Consider the following 14827-nt stretch of genomic DNA (forward strand, 5'->3'; position numbering starts at 1 on the left):
GTGTCATCGAGCAGCTTCTTCTTTTGTGTGGGGAAGTAAACGTTCTTTGGAATCCATTGGCAACACGATCGAACGGGTGAGCATAACGCCTACGATCCCCAGCGAAAAGATGAGGAGTGCCATTAGATAGGACGGGAGGACAGCTCCCAAAGTGATACCGACTGCCCCCATGATCCGAGCGCCAGGCACAACGAGTCCGTTCACAGCCATATAAGAGCTACGCAAATCATCTTTTACAATTTGCGCCAGATAGGTTTGGCGAATGGGAGCGTGAATCAGCTCGCCCATCGTGCTTATAAGCACCGCGGCCAGGATAACGATAAGGGAGTTGCTGTACATGATCAGTGAGTACCCGGCAATATACATCAGCCCACTTGTATACAAGGCAGGAGCTTCTTTCAAGTGTTCGATGAGCTTGGTGACGGCAAGAGAGAACAATACCACGAGCAGCGTATTTTCGAGCTGGATCAGGCTGAATATTTTGATGCCCGTCAGTTCAACAGAAAACCAGTCAAACAAGTCAAAGCTCTGCGGGGCAAACTCCTGAGCAAGTCTGACAGCGATGTAGTTAGGTGTTTGAAATTCTGGTGCAAAGATGAGCATGCCGCTTAGTGAAAAGAGGATGAAACGACGGTCAGTCATTACCAGCTTGTAGCTTGCGACCATATCCCGTAAGATACCTGTCCCCGTTCCGACATGGTTCATTGGCTTCGGCTGGTACGATTCCTTGATACAAAAGGAAATGATCACAAGTATGAAAAAACTGATAGCGGTAAGCGTGAGGAGCAGTTCGAAACGATGGGTAGCAAACAAGAGACCTCCCACTACGGAACCTAGTGCAATCGATAAGTTGTTGGACCAGTAGTTAATGCCGTACATATACGTTCGGTTTTCTTTCGTACTGACATCGATGAGCATCGCATCTGCGGCGGGGTTAATCATTCCGTTACTCGCATTCTGGACGAGCATCATGGCAAACGTGAGCCAAGCAGAATCGAGCCACGGGGAGTTCGCTGCCATCATGATGAAGAGAGCGAAGCACTGAATCCATTGTCCGTATACCATCACTTTTTTTCTGCCCCACCGATCAGCCAGGTAGCCGCCGTAGAAGCCCATCAAGATTTGCGCACATACGGTCAGGACTAACAGGAGCCCTGTTATAGCAGGACCGAGCTTGGCAGAAAAGTAAATGGCCATAAAAGGGAAGATCATATTTCCTACCAGACGTGTCAGAAAGGAAGTCACGATTCGTATGCGGATGTTGGGATGGAGTTGCGAAAAGCTCATGGGGACGACCTCCTTTTTTCCAATTGTAGCTATGAAAAGGAGAAGAAAAAGGGTAAGATTCCTCTGTGAATTTCACCTTTTAAGGAATGTGATGCCTTATGAAAAGCAATGAGCACTTTATGCAGATGCTACTCGGGTTATCAGAATGGGAGACGGGGCGCGAACAAAAGATCGGTATACAAGAGTTGTCCCAGCTTTTATGCTGTACGCCCCGCAATGTGAAACTGATTTTGCGCAAATGGGAGAGTGAGGGGCTCCTTTTATGGAAGGCAGGCGTAGGACGGGGCAATCATTCGAGACTTACGATTCTCTGCGATATCACTGACTTTTTGGCCAGTTACTTTCAGAAGCTATTGATGGACGGAAACATTGGGGAAGCAGTGCAGCTTTTGCATCATAAAAATTTGCCTGCGGGTGCAAAGCGGCTTTTGCAGGAAAAGTGGGACAGTCAATTCGGATTTGTCGCGGAAGAGAACGAGAAGAGGCGTCAGGAAATTTTACGTATTCCGCGTGAACGAGCTTTTTCAACCATCGACCCCGCATTCGTAGCCGTAGCGGCGGAGAGTCATTTTATCCAGCAAATCTGCCATGCGCTCGTCATTTTCGATTTGGCTACACAAGATTTTAAGCCCCAGCTAGCCTACGCTTGGGAAAGTAATCTGGATATGACTGCTTGGACCTTTTATTTACGAAAAGGAGTTCGCTTTCACCATGGTCGTGTACTGACAGGAGAAGACGTAGCCTATACCGTTCAGCGACTGATTGAGCTGGATTCACCGTATCGTTGGCAAGTGGACGATATCGATTGGATCGAACAGCGAAATGACGGAGCCATTACTTTTCATTTACGGAAGCCAAACGGTTTTTTCTTGCATTTGGTATCTTGCATCGGGATGTCAATTTTGCCGCATGATGTGCCGTTTTCGGAGTCTGCGATTGTAGGGACAGGCCCGTTTCGGCTGGTCGAATTTACAGAGGATCGGTTGGTATTGGCAGCGTTCGACGACTATTATCGGGAGCGGGCGATTCTGGATCGAGTAGAAATCTGGCGAGTACCGGGATCAAGTTCTTCGAAGCAACGGTATCAACTTTCGCTGGCTGAGGATGAAGCGACGGAAGATGATAGCAAATCTTTGGAGGTTCAAGAGGTAGGCTGTCACTATCTGAACTTCAACTTTCGAAAGCCCGGTATTCAGCACGACTTCGCTTTTCGCCAAGCAATCAAACTTCTGATCGACCCCGTGCAAATGATTCGAGACTTGAAAAAAGAGACGTTTACGCCTGCCGGAAGCTTTTTGCCGGAGAGAAGCCAACGCATGTACTTTTCCTCACATACCATAGAGGAAGCGGCTCATTGGCTACAAAAAAGTGCATATCAGGGCGAGGCTGTCTTGTTGAGTTTCAACGACGCGAAGAAAATGAGAGAAGAAGCAGAATGGCTTCAGGAGAGGTGTCAGCTGGTTGGCATTCAGCTAGAATTGCAGGGCATCACGAAAGATCAGTTCTTGTCGTACGATACAGCTCAACATGCTGATATGGCTATGATGGGGGAGGTCCTGCAACGTGATATCGAGCTGGGGCTGATGGAGATATACAAAAACAAATGCTCCTTGGTGCATCGTTTTTTAGACGATGACAGGTTGGCGATTGTTGAGGAGCGGATGTCAAAAATTCTTCAACTACAGGACAGTAAAGAACGTATGCGTGCTTTGGAAAAGATGGAGGACACACTTAGGGATGAGGCGTGGCTGCTTTTCTTGTACCATGCGAAGCGATTCGATCACTACCATCCCGCTTTGCAAGGAATTGCGGTCGATTCGTTTGGATGGATCGACTTTTCCAAACTGTGGGTTAAATCATTCGTTACCAGTCTGTAACCCTTTCTTGCCGAACATTTCCTATCATAGTAAGGAAATTGTAGAGAAGGAGGCGTTACCGTTGAAAAAAAGCGTAAACAAAGGGATCTCAGTGCTGCTGGCCACTGCGGTTTTGGCAAGTCCACTGATGCTCGAGCCAAAAGCGGCTTATGCTCTCTCTATTGAGGATGTTTCTGCAGACGATACAGATGCAGACGAGGAAACAGAATATACGATTGAGTTTGAAATCAATAAGGAATTAACAGCAGGGGATAGTATTTACGTTAGATTCCCTTCAGATTATTCGGTAGATAAAAAGCTGAGAACATCAGACATCACGCTTGAAGATGACGATGATGATGAGATCTCGATCGACAGCGTATCCGTCAGCAAAAATGTAGTGGAGATTGAAGTCGATGAAAAGATCAAAAAAGGCACTGTTCTCACATTGACTATTGATAACATCACCAACCCGGAAGACAAGGGCAGCTATGAGATCGAAGTAAAAACGAGTGAGGAAAACAGCTACAAGGGTAAAAAAATCACCATCGGCAAATCTTCGAGCAGTAGCAGTAGCAGTAGTAGCAGCAAGGGCGACTTCGAGGCCTCCCATAGCAGTAAAAATGCCGAGGACGGAATCTCCTTAACGCTCGGAAAATTTAATCTTTCCTCGAAGAGCAAGCTGAAAGATGGCAAGTACATTTATGTCGATTTCCCTTCCAAAGACATGCTGCCAAAGAGCATCAGCAAGTCTGATGTGACTGTAAACGGGTACAAAGCAGAATACGTCACGATCGTTGACAACGACTCGATTCGGATTGAGGTTCCGAGTGGTGCAGACGGTGATAGCTACATAAAGCTGGAGTTTACGTCCTCAGCGGGGATTGTAAACCCATCCAAAGCAGACAAGTACTATTCGTATGAAATTGAATATGACAGCAAGAAATACAAGTCAAAAGATGTTGAAATTACAGGCATAAGTAATACGCCATTCACCGTTTCTTTGTCGGACAGTGCAGCTGGGGCGCGCACGAGCTATACGTTTGAAGTGGATCTTTCCTCCAAGCTGGGGTCGAACGCAGAAATCGAAGTTGAATTCCCAAGTGAGGTAACGGTTCCGCCGATTCTTACCAGCAATAGCGTCACCGTCAATGGTTCTCAAGTGACGAATGTAAGCGTGTTGGGGAATAAGGTTTATTTCCGCACGCCATACGGATTCAATGGCACAAATCGCGCGAGCATCAAGTTTGCATTCGAAGGCTACTTGACCGCTCCGAAAACAGCGGGAACATATACCGTGGCGGCCAAGATCGACAACAAGTCCTATAAGTCGAAGGAATTCCAAATCACAGGAATGACTCCACCAGTCGCCGTGGACAATGCATTGGCAACGGTTGGGCTGACGAGAGCGACTGCCTCTACTCCTGCTGGAATTTCAATCGGTATCAAAGCCATGGGTGCTCCGATTGTTCGCAATCAGGGATTCATTGAAGTCGTACTCCCTGTTGGCTTCCGTGTTCCAGCCTATTTGCCTGCAAACACAGTAACAGTGAACGGTGTGGCCGCTAGCTTTGTTGGTGTGCGCGGACAAAATCTGATTATTATTCCTGCCCAGGATATTCCGGCAAAAACAGCAGCTCAGGTCAATATCGCCGAGACAGCTGGTATTGTGAATCCGGCTACTCCAGGTGTGTACAACATTGGTGTCTACAACTCCGAGGAGAGGGGCTTACTCTTCTCTCGTCCAGCGACCATCGTGTCTCTAAATGGCGTCAGCTTCAAGCAGAACGTCGCTTCCTTTACGAAGGCTGGTAAAACAACCGGACTCGCAGTGGCACCGTATACCGTAAATGGCAACACGCTGATGCCAACTACGTTCTTCCGTGATGCCCTCGGGTTTTCGATCAGCTACACCAAAACGACTGCCAAAGTCGTGAGCGGCAATACGGTCATGCAATTCAAGGTCGGTTCAAACGTAGCGACCATCAATGGCAAAAATGTAACGCTGCCTGCAGCGGTTCAGTTGAAAAACAACGTTCCTACTCTGCCTCTTAAAACCATCACGGAGCGTACCGGTTACAAAATCATCTATGTGAACGGGAACTACACCGTTTACAAGTAAGGACAGTCTGGCAAAAACCCCGTATGAATACGGGGTTTTTTTTGTAGAAAACATCGAAATGTTATTCATTAGAGTTAATGCGACCGCTTGCAGTCAACAAAAACGGTATTGACCGTTTTTGTTCTATCAGGACATCCCTCCCCATAGGATAGTACAAGAAGGGTACGTGAGGAGGGAGTAATCATGAACGATCACACGAGACGGCCACGTCATGAAGTCGTGATGATTAATCGTCGCAGCTTAGCGATATCGGGAGTAAAAAACGTCGAAAGCTTTGATAGCGAAGAATTCCTCTTGGAGACGGACGGCGGCTTTTTAACCATACGAGGCCAAAACCTGCATATGAAAAATCTGAGTCTGGAAACCGGAGAAGTAGCGATCGAGGGGCTCGTTCACGAGATGGCCTATCTGGAGCAAGGGCAGGCCGGCGATCGGTCGAGAGGATTCTTCGGCAAGTTATTCAAGTGAACATCGCCATCCAGTTACAGACGGTATTGGCCATGTCGACGTGTGGTGCACTGATGGGTATGGGATTCGATACGTACCATGTATTTAAGGGCAAGGCCAGACTGCCACTCTGGTTAGTCTTTTTCTTTGATATCCTTTTTTGGGTGGGCAGTATGGGTGCTGTCTTCTTGATTTTGGTGAAAGTGAACGACGGGATTATTCGGTTTCCAATATTTTTTGGAATGCTATTTGGCGCGTGGCTTTACTTCTTATTAGGTAGTAAGAAGTATATCCTTTTCTTGCATCGCGTGATAAAATTCTGTCAGTGGTTTTACCGTACGGTCGTAAAAATTATAGACATCCTGCTTGTACGTCCTGTGCTCTTTCTTTTCCGAGTGATCATCATGGTGCTGACATTTTTGTATTCCGTGTTGCTCGCGATCCTCGTCTTTTTGTGGAAAGTGACGCGTTTTGTCACCTCCCCTTTTGCCAGATGGGGTCAACATTTGTGGAAAAAAATGTACGGAAAAACAACAGGAATTTGGACCAATTGGAAGAATTGGTTTCACTCAAAGAGAAAGCGGGAGTAGATTCGAGGTGGCGTACTGATGAAGGAAGCAAGAACCTCTTCCATTAACCGAAAAGGGCAAAGAAGGAGAATGCGTCTCTTTTTCTTTGTGATCCTGTGCTTTTTCGTCTGGACTAGCTATACCTTGTTTTTGCAAAGTGGCGAGTTGTCCAAGAAGGAGACAGAGCTGGAAGCCCTGAAGCAAGAATCAGCGATCTTGCAGCAAAAGCAAGAAGATCTGACCTATGAAGCAAGCCGACTAAACGATCAGGAGTACTTGGCAGAGCTAGTCCGTAAGCGAATTTTGTTTACCAAGCAGGGCGAAAGCATCTATATCATTCCAGATTGAGTATACATCTGATCTTCAACGAGAGGGAGGCATTCCACGTCATGGAGATCGAGGTCGGGAGCATACTGGAAGGGAAAGTCACGGGTATCACCAAATTCGGAGCGTTTGTTCAACTGCCGGGCGATGTGACCGGACTGGTGCATATTAGTGAAATTGCTGACGTCTACGTCCGGGACATCCATCAATTTTTAAAAATGGGAAACACGGTAAAGGTAAAAGTCCTCAGCCTCCGTGAGGGCAAGATCGGGCTTTCTATCAAAAAAACAATGGAAAAGGAACGGCCACCCCGCTATCAGCGGGAGCGAAGTGAAGGTTTTGAAGAAAAGCTGAACCGCTTTTTGAAAGAAAGTGAAGACAGGCAGTCCTCCTTGAAGAAAAGCGTAGAGAAAAAGGGCCGCGGTCGGTCTTTTTGATTCTGAAAATTACGGCTTTTCTTTCTTTGTGAAAAGCGCATTTTGACTGTAAAAATAGGAAGGTCATTTCAAAGTCTTGACGAATAAAGTATCCTAAGCCCGTTTCGCAAAGCGCGAATCACCTGTCAGCCGACGTTATCCGCCATAACGTCGGTTTTTTTTGTCCGTTTTCGTTACTGAATTTGTCGCACGATTCTGTGAATATCCATTGGATTTTTGACAAATTTTACAATGCTCCCTCCGTATAATGGAGAAACACATTGACCAAGAACGGGGTGGAGCGAAATGATTGCGAACAAAAACGTAACACAGGCCGGACAAGCTTGGACGCGGCAAGTGTCCGATCGAATGGGTACCACTGCCCAGACGTGGGGAGAAAAAGTAGCAGATTTCATAGAAAAGTGGAATGTTCTCCCCATTCTCATGGGCTTCTTATTAGGACGAGCTCTGATCGTGGAAGAGCTAACCCCCTTTGCTATACCGTATTTCATTGTCATGTTTTATATTCGCCGAGATTGCTTGCTTGTCACGGGGATGGCTCTTATTATCGGCGCTTTTACCCAGTCTGTGCCTGTTGGACTGGAAACCGCGTTGAGCGTGATACTTGCCTTGTTTGCCTGCAAATTGATGAATAAAATGCGCAAGAAAGATTTTTCACGGACGCCTTTGCTGGTCGTCGGGACGATTTTCATCAGCCGTCTGTTGTATGCGGTTCTGACCAATCAGGTAACGACCTACGAGCTTGTGATGGTAGCAGTGGAAGCGATTCTTGGCTTTGTACTGACGCTCATCTTCATCCAGTCCTTATCGATCATTCATTTGGCGAAGCCTTACGAACCTCTCAAAAATGAAGAGATCGTTTCGTTAGTCATTTTACTGGCTTCCTTGATGACGGGTACTGTGGACTGGATGGTCGAAGGCATTTCGATGGAGCATGTACTTACACGCTATTTGTTGCTCGTCTTTGCTTTTGTCGGTGGTGGCACGATCGGTGCGGCTGTTGGTGTGGTCACAGGTCTCATCCTCAGTCTGGCTAATGTGAGTGCGCTTTTACAAATCAATCTGCTCGCTTTTTCCGGTCTTTTGGCAGGCTTGCTGAAGGAAGGCGGCAAAGTCGGCGTATCCGCAGGCTTGTTGATTGGTACGGCCATTCTTGCGATTTACGGTGGAGCAGAAGAGACACTCTACTACTCCTTGATTGAAACCTCTCTGGCCATTGTGCTCTTCATTTTGACCCCTGCTGCTCTTTGGAAAAAAGTGGCCCGATTTATCCCTGGGACCCCCGAGAATCTACAATCCCATCAAGAATACATGCGCAGAGTCCGCGATGTGACTGCGGGCAAAATCCAGCAATTCTCCGATTTGTTTACGCAACTCTCCCATAGCTTTGCCCAGACAGCCGATCCTGAAGAAATAGAAGAACAGGCCGATGCCTTTCTCAGCCGCGTATCTGAATTCACCTGCCAGAAATGCTGGAAAAAAGAACAATGCTGGGAAAAAGATACGCAATCGACCTATGAGGGAATGCGCTTTTTAAGGGAAAAAGTGTATGAGCACGGTACCTTGGCAGGTGTTACTCCGCCGCGTGATTGGGAGCGCAAGTGTGTCAAAACCGAAAAGGTCATGACTGTAATGGAGCAGGAATACGATCGCCAGCAGTCGTTTGACCAACTGAAAAAGCAGGTAAAGGAAAGCCGGATGCTTGTAGCTGACCAGCTATCGGGAGTTTCTCGTGTCATGAGTGATTTTGCCCGGGAAATACAACGAGAGGGCATGGAGCTTAGCTTTCAGGAAAAGCAGGTCTCACAAGCATTGGAGGGTTTGGGTCTGTCGGTACGCCGCGTAGAAATACACAGCTTGGAAGAAGGCAAGGTCGATATCGAAATCAGTCAGCCGACTTGCTATGGCCGCGACGAATGCGCGAAGATCGTGGCTCCCATGCTTACGGAGATTTTGGGAGAAAACATTGTGGTTCGCGAGCGGCATTGTGAAGCGCAAAAAGACGGCTCATGCACGATGTGCCTTGCTTCCGCCAAAACGTATGAAATCGATATCGGGGTCGCAGGTGCGGCCAAAGACGGTAAGCTTTTATCCGGTGACAGCTTCCGCACGATGGATTTGGGTAATGGAAAAATGGCGCTGGCGATCAGCGATGGAATGGGAAATGGCGAGCGGGCATCCATAGAGAGTCAATCGGCCCTCGATATGCTCCAGCAGCTTCTGCGATCTGGTATGGACGAAAAAATTTCGATCAAAACCGTTAATTCCGTGCTCGCCCTGCGCTCCAAGGAGGAAATGTTCGCGACGGTGGACTTGGCTCTGATCGATTTGCAAACAGCTCATACGCGTTTTGTAAAAATCGGCTCCACCCCGAGCTTTGTCAAAAGAAATAAAGATGTCATCACAATCACCGCCAACAACCTGCCAGTAGGGATTTTGGAAGAAATCGAGGTGGATGTCGTATCTCGTATGCTCAAGCCAGGTGATTTGCTCGTCATGATGTCCGATGGCATCTATGAGGCGCCACGTCATATTGAGAATAGGCAAGCGTGGATGAAGCGAATCATCAGCGAACTGGAGACGAATGATCCACAGGAGGTTGCTGATTTACTATTGGAAAAAGTCATTCGCCAGCATTCCGGACAAATTGTCGATGACATGACCGTGTTGGTGGCGCGAATTGACCGCTTTGTACCACAGTGGGCTGCCATTGCGGTGCATGGGATGGAGAAGCTCGAGCGTCCACGGATTGTGAGTTAGGAGTATGTTTTCTCTATTACCCGTCGATACTGTTGCTAAAAATATCCTGCGAAGTGAAGTGGATGTATGGTCGCTGCGCGGAGCAGGGAACCTCAACACCAGTTGAGGCAATAAAAACAGATCGAATGGGGAGATTATTGTGAAAGAAGCGACACTTCGTCAAATACTGGTAGTGACAGACGGCTGCTCCAACTCAGGGATGAGTCCCGTTGCTGCAGCGGCATTGGCACGGGAGCAAGGGATTACGGTCAATGTCATTGGTGTAATCGACAAGAGTGAGCTGGGTGAAAAAGGGGAGAAGGAAATCAGGGATATTGCGGAAGCAGGTGGTGGACTCTGCGATATCGTGTTCCCCCAACAGCTTGCGCAAACGGTACAAATGCTGACGCGAAAAGCAATGACGCGCACCATTCATCAAGTGGTCAATAAAGAATTAAAAGAGATTTTGGGCGATTCCGGAATAGAGGAGCTGGCACCTGATAAAAGAGTGCAGGTGGCCGGAATGGTTGACGAGTTGGGTGAAAAAAGCAGCTTGAACGTCGTGATGCTGGTGGATACCTCAGGAAGTATGAAGCCAAAGCTGTCGGCTGTTCAGCAAGCGATACACGATTTCAGTATCAGTCTGCATTCGCGGAGTGGACAAAGCAGAATGGCGGTCGGGTCATTTCCGGGGAAACAAAAGCATCTCGATATCCGCATTCCGTGGACAGAAAAGGTCGAGCAGGCTCACCAAATTACGAGTGATTTGGCGATGAGTGGAATTACTCCTACTGGCCCCGCCATCGTAGAGGCAATTGCCCTGTTTGAGCAGGACAAGCTCCCACGCTCGCTGCAAGAGCGTTACATCGACCAAGACGAAGAGGACGACTCGAACGGAATGCTGCGTGACCATGTCTTTTAAGGCAGCCACCCCCGACCTGCCCAAGCACTTTACAGGCAAATGGAACAAAAAATCGTACCACGTCTTACGGGAGTTGGGGCGTGGTGCAAACGGGACCGTGTACTTGGTATCCCAAGGTGGCGTACAGCGCGCGGTTAAGGTCGGTGTGGAAGGCATAGACATTTTAATGGAAGTGAATGTTTTGAAAAGCACACAGCAGGGGCGGGATTCCAAAGTGGGACCGCTCCTGTGCGACGTGGACGATCTCGTTGTAAACGGGAAGGCCTGTACGTTTTATGCTATGGAGTATCTTCAAGGCTTGCAATTGGATGAATATATCAAGCAAGAGGGTACGGACTGGGTGGCCGTGATGATGGTTCAATTGCTGGCGCGACTGGATGTTTTGCATCAGCATGGCTATATTTTTGGTGATTTGAAACCGCAGAATGTGATGGTTACCCAAACGGACAAGCAGGTACGCTTGATTGATTTCGGTGGAGTGACCAAGCTGGGCAACGCCGTTCGGCAGTTTACGGAAGAGTATGATCGAGCTTTTTGGCACGCAGGTGATAGACGGGCTGAAGTAAGCTATGATCTGTTCTCGACAGCCGTGATGATGGTGCGTCTGACGGTTGGAACGGAAACGTGGAAAAACAGCCTTGGTGACCCACGTCACACGATATTGCTCTGTGATATAATACGAAAAAGTGACAGCCTGTACCCTTACCGGGAGCCTTTATTGAAGGCATTTCACGGTAAGTTTGCGACCGCGAAAGAAATGCGAGCGGAGCTGTTGGCAGTCTTGCGAGATAGCATGGGCGCCAAACCGCAAAAGAAGCAAAAGAAAGCGCGGACGAAAGGGAATGTAGGAGCGGGCATTAGTGGTCTTTTTGTCGCCTCGTTACTCCTATTGGCTGGCACTTTGTATTACGCATGGTTTATGTGAAGGATGTGACGGTTCGTGTCCTCAGATTTGGTGATGGATACTTGCTTGTTGGCAGGCTCGATTATTTTGAAAAACGGTGGGGAGACATATCGGACGGAAGAGACAATGGCATTGATTGCGAAGGCTGCGGGGATGGATGATGTCAACAGCTCTGCTACGCCCACGAGCATCATCTTGTCCTTTCGTTGCAGTGGACTGGATCATACAAGAATGGTTCGCACCCCCAAACGTACGACCAACCTCAATAAAATTACGCTGGTGAATGATGTTTCCCGACAGTTTGTCGGTGGGAAAATTAATTTGGAGCAAGCCTATCGGACGCTGCGTGAGATCGATCAAAAAAAGCAGATCTATCCGAAATGGTTGCAGCATCTAGCAGCCGCTACGGCCAGCGGCTCCTTTTCTATGCTTGCAGGGGGAGATTGGGGTAGTCTGATTCCTTCTGCGATGGCAGGGTTGATTGTGAATCTGAGCCAGGAATATTTAGAACAGTTTGTCCGGATGAAGTTTTTTACGGAGTTCTCTGCCGCTTTACTAGGGGGACTTTTCGCGTTGTTGACCGTGACGATCTTTCCGCAGTTGCATTTAAGCATCATTATTATTGGTGCGATGCTTCCGTTGTTTCCGGGGATCGCCATCACCAACTCGCTTCGGGATTTGATGGCTGGTGATTTGGTTGCAGGTGTTTCACGCGGAGTAGAAGCCATGCTGACAGCTGTCTCCGTAGCGGTAGCCACAGCCATTATTCTTTCGTTTACGAGGTGAGTACGATGTTGTTACAAGGATTGGCGCTTAGCTTCGCCTCTTCAGTAGCGTGGTGTGTGCTGTTCAATGTGCCGGTTCGAACCATCGTAGCGGGTGGTTTTGCCGGAGTGGTCGGTTTTCTCGTCTACTCCATTCTTCCTATCTACGGTGCAGAGGTATTGTTGTCGACGTTTGTTTCGGCTGCTGCTGTCTCTTTGCTCAGTCAACTCTTATCTATTATACTGCGAGTTCCTTCTACGAATTTTAGTGTCGCGGGCATTATTCCACTGGTACCAGGATCGTTGGCTTACAAAGCCATGCTTGCTTTTGTGAACAACGATTATGTCGGAGGGATTACACTGGCGACCAAGACTTTGATGGTGGCTGGCGCGATTGCTTCTGGGCTTATATTTGGAATTTCGGTACTGACGATTTGGAAAGGGGCCCGCTATGCTGGCAATCGTGCGCAACGAGATTGAGTCCGAGGGGCTTTTGCTTCCAGGTGAGACCATTGTTGTCGGAGTTTCCGGCGGCAACGATTCTACCGCACTGTTGCATATATTGGCTTCTCTCAATAAACAATACCAGTATAATTGGAAGCTGCATGCTGTCCATCTGAATCACGGCTTTCGTGGGGAAGAAGCAAGGCAGGACGCTCTCTATGCAGAAGAGCTGTGTCGTGAACTCGGCGTGGCTTTCCACCTGTTTGAGTATGATGTCCCCGCTTATATGGAAAAAACGGGACTGGGCGGGCAAGAAGCAAGTCGCGACATTCGCTATCGGCTGTATCGAGAAGTAGGTCTGGCGCAAGGAGCGACCAAGCTGGCATTGGCCCATCATGCTGACGATCAGGTGGAAACGATTCTTTTTCGTTTTGTGCGAGGCAGTAGGTTGCATGGACTGACAGGGATGCCGAAGCGAAGAATGCTTGCGGATTGCCCGATTGAGCTCGTGCGTCCGCTCTTGCATAAAACGCGTCAAGAACTGGAAGGCTACTGTCGGGATCATCAACTCGTCCCTCGTGAGGATAGTAGCAACCAATCGCGCAAGTATACGCGCAATCTGCTGCGTCTGGATGTCATGCCCTTATTGGAAAAAGTGAATGACAAGTATCGGGAGCATATCTTGGCTACCGCAGAGGCAATCCGGCAGGACGAAGCGCTTTTAATGAGGCTGGCGATTGAGCAGTTGAACGAGGTAACGATTGAGAAAAAACCTGAAGCATTTTTGATGGACAATGACAAGTTTCAAACTTGTGACGTTGCTTTACAAAGGAGAATGATTACTCTAATATTAAGTTATCTCTCAAAACATACCGAATGGTCTTCGCAACATGTGGAGACCGTTTTGCACATGCTAGGGGGAAGTCGCCCTTCTGCGGAATTGCATTTGCCGAATGACCTGGTAGTCGACCGGGTGTACGAGCGAATCACTTTTCGTCGTAGAAAGCGACAGGATCGCATACATACGTATAGTTACGAGCTCGCCGTTCCCGGTGTAACCTGGATCGACGAGAGTAAGGCCACGGTACATATTACTTACCTGGAAGGTCCCATGGATTGGGAGCGACTCCCGGCGAATGAAGCGGTCTTTGATGCCGATCAGTTGCCAGGATCGCTGTATTTGCGTAACCGAAAACCTGGAGACCGCCTCACCCTGTTTGGCTCAGCAGATGGAAAGAAGAAGCTAAAGGATTTATTGATTGATGCCAAATTTCCGCGAGCATGGCGTGACAAACTTCCGCTTTTGACGGCGGGCGATGAGGTGATTTTGATACCAGGTGTGCGCCGTTCCGCCGTAGCGCCTGTCAGTGGACAGACCAGGCGTTTTCTACACGTGCGGGTAGAGTTTGGAGAAGATTGGCGGGAGGTTTTTTCATGAATCAAGACATCGAGAAGATTTTGCTATCAGAAGAGGATATCGCGGTAAAAGTTCAAGAATTAGGCAAGACGCTGGCTGCAGAATACAGGGATAAAAATCCATTGGTCATCTGCGTGCTGAAAGGTGCAGTCGTTTTCATGGCTGATCTGATCCGTCACATGGATATTCCGTGCGAAATGGATTTCATGGCTGTTTCCAGCTACGGAAGCGGGACAGAATCCTCCGGCATGGTGAAAATCTTGAAGGATCTCGATACATCTGTGCAAAACAGACATGTGCTGGTTGTAGAAGACATCATGGACAGTGGGCTGACGCTGAGCCGCTTGGTAGAGCTGTTGCGCCATCGGGAAGCTGCTTCCGTAAAAGTGGTGACTCTCTTGAACAAACCAGAGCGTCGCAAGGTGGATATTTCACCAGACTATAAGGGTTACGATGTTCCAGACGAATTCGTTGTGGGATACGGCTTGGACTATGACGAGCACTACCGTAATCTGCCTTATATCGGTGTATTGAAGCCTGAGGTCTACACAAAGTAGGTTTGTTGTGGAGACTGTGCTTTCTATGATAAAATGTG

Annotated in this window: 14 protein-coding genes; 13 read left to right on the forward strand and 1 reads right to left on the reverse strand. The window is 48.2% G+C overall.

Going from position 1 to position 14827, the window contains the following annotated elements; translation table 11 throughout:
• Positions 1–3 precede the first annotated feature (3 nt).
• A complete protein-coding gene (locus C7R92_RS29695; protein ID WP_106836625.1) occupies positions 4–1287 on the reverse strand; it encodes an MDR family MFS transporter in 1284 nt (427 codons plus the stop codon).
• Between the two features lie 98 nt (positions 1288–1385).
• Between C7R92_RS29695 and C7R92_RS29700 the strand changes: the two genes are divergently transcribed.
• From C7R92_RS29700 to hpt, 13 genes are all read left to right on the forward strand, one after another.
• The gene (locus tag C7R92_RS29700) at positions 1386–3164 is read left to right on the forward strand and encodes an SgrR family transcriptional regulator (RefSeq protein ID WP_106836626.1); all 1779 of its coding nucleotides are present in this window, start codon (positions 1386–1388) and stop codon (positions 3162–3164) included.
• A gap of 61 nt (positions 3165–3225) precedes the next feature.
• Positions 3226–5265, forward strand: coding sequence for a copper amine oxidase N-terminal domain-containing protein (locus C7R92_RS29705; protein WP_069852589.1), 2040 nt, complete (start codon positions 3226–3228; stop codon positions 5263–5265).
• Between the two features lie 183 nt (positions 5266–5448).
• Positions 5449–5733, forward strand: a complete 285-nt coding sequence (gene yabP, locus C7R92_RS29710) for a sporulation protein YabP (RefSeq protein WP_007726414.1) — start codon at positions 5449–5451, stop codon at positions 5731–5733.
• A complete protein-coding gene (gene yabQ, locus C7R92_RS29715) occupies positions 5730–6302 on the forward strand; it encodes a spore cortex biosynthesis protein YabQ (protein ID WP_106836627.1) in 573 nt (190 codons plus the stop codon). The genes yabP and yabQ overlap by 4 nt, the downstream gene beginning before the upstream one ends.
• An 18-nt stretch (positions 6303–6320) precedes the next feature.
• On the forward strand, positions 6321–6629 hold the full coding sequence (locus C7R92_RS29720) for an FtsB family cell division protein (protein WP_017246953.1): 309 nt from the start codon (positions 6321–6323) through the stop codon (positions 6627–6629).
• A gap of 41 nt (positions 6630–6670) precedes the next feature.
• Positions 6671–7042, forward strand: a complete 372-nt coding sequence (locus tag C7R92_RS29725) for a S1 RNA-binding domain-containing protein (RefSeq protein WP_106836628.1) — start codon at positions 6671–6673, stop codon at positions 7040–7042.
• 285 nt (positions 7043–7327) lie between these two features.
• A complete protein-coding gene (spoIIE, locus tag C7R92_RS29730; protein ID WP_106836629.1) occupies positions 7328–9802 on the forward strand; it encodes a stage II sporulation protein E in 2475 nt (824 codons plus the stop codon).
• Between the two features lie 139 nt (positions 9803–9941).
• Positions 9942–10703, forward strand: a complete 762-nt coding sequence (locus C7R92_RS29735; protein ID WP_069852593.1) for a vWA domain-containing protein — start codon at positions 9942–9944, stop codon at positions 10701–10703.
• Complete coding sequence (locus C7R92_RS29740) at positions 10693–11628, forward strand: serine/threonine protein kinase (protein WP_244195866.1); 936 nt, start codon at positions 10693–10695, stop codon at positions 11626–11628. Before C7R92_RS29735 ends, C7R92_RS29740 begins: the two co-directional genes overlap by 11 nt.
• Before the next feature lie 15 nt (positions 11629–11643).
• A complete protein-coding gene (locus C7R92_RS29745) occupies positions 11644–12393 on the forward strand; it encodes a threonine/serine exporter family protein (protein WP_017246958.1) in 750 nt (249 codons plus the stop codon).
• A 5-nt stretch (positions 12394–12398) separates the two neighbouring features.
• On the forward strand, positions 12399–12851 hold the full coding sequence (locus C7R92_RS29750) for a threonine/serine exporter family protein (RefSeq protein ID WP_069852597.1): 453 nt from the start codon (positions 12399–12401) through the stop codon (positions 12849–12851).
• Entirely contained in the window at positions 12823–14253 is a 1431-nt protein-coding gene (gene tilS, locus C7R92_RS29755; protein ID WP_106836630.1) for a tRNA lysidine(34) synthetase TilS, read from the forward strand. The genes C7R92_RS29750 and tilS overlap by 29 nt, the downstream gene beginning before the upstream one ends.
• Entirely contained in the window at positions 14250–14789 is a 540-nt protein-coding gene (hpt, locus tag C7R92_RS29760; RefSeq protein WP_106836631.1) for a hypoxanthine phosphoribosyltransferase, read from the forward strand. The genes tilS and hpt overlap by 4 nt, the downstream gene beginning before the upstream one ends.
• Positions 14790–14827: the final 38 nt, after the last annotated feature.

Origin of the sequence: Brevibacillus porteri (assembly GCF_003013475.1) — a bacterium.
GTDB lineage: Bacteria > Bacillota > Bacilli > Brevibacillales > Brevibacillaceae > Brevibacillus > Brevibacillus porteri.

Coding starts and splice junctions, on each gene's coding strand:
- C7R92_RS29695 (WP_106836625.1), bottom strand. CDS start 1,287: ATGAGCTTTTCGCAACTCCATCCCAACATCCGCATACGAATCGTGACT.
- C7R92_RS29700 (WP_106836626.1), top strand. CDS start 1,386: ATGAAAAGCAATGAGCACTTTATGCAGATGCTACTCGGGTTATCAGAA.
- yabP (WP_007726414.1), top strand. CDS start 5,449: ATGAACGATCACACGAGACGGCCACGTCATGAAGTCGTGATGATTAAT.
- C7R92_RS29720 (WP_017246953.1), top strand. CDS start 6,321: ATGAAGGAAGCAAGAACCTCTTCCATTAACCGAAAAGGGCAAAGAAGG.
- C7R92_RS29725 (WP_106836628.1), top strand. CDS start 6,671: ATGGAGATCGAGGTCGGGAGCATACTGGAAGGGAAAGTCACGGGTATC.
- spoIIE (WP_106836629.1), top strand. CDS start 7,328: ATGATTGCGAACAAAAACGTAACACAGGCCGGACAAGCTTGGACGCGG.
- C7R92_RS29740 (WP_244195866.1), top strand. CDS start 10,693: ATGTCTTTTAAGGCAGCCACCCCCGACCTGCCCAAGCACTTTACAGGC.
- C7R92_RS29750 (WP_069852597.1), top strand. CDS start 12,399: ATGTTGTTACAAGGATTGGCGCTTAGCTTCGCCTCTTCAGTAGCGTGG.
- tilS (WP_106836630.1), top strand. CDS start 12,823: ATGCTGGCAATCGTGCGCAACGAGATTGAGTCCGAGGGGCTTTTGCTT.
- hpt (WP_106836631.1), top strand. CDS start 14,250: ATGAATCAAGACATCGAGAAGATTTTGCTATCAGAAGAGGATATCGCG.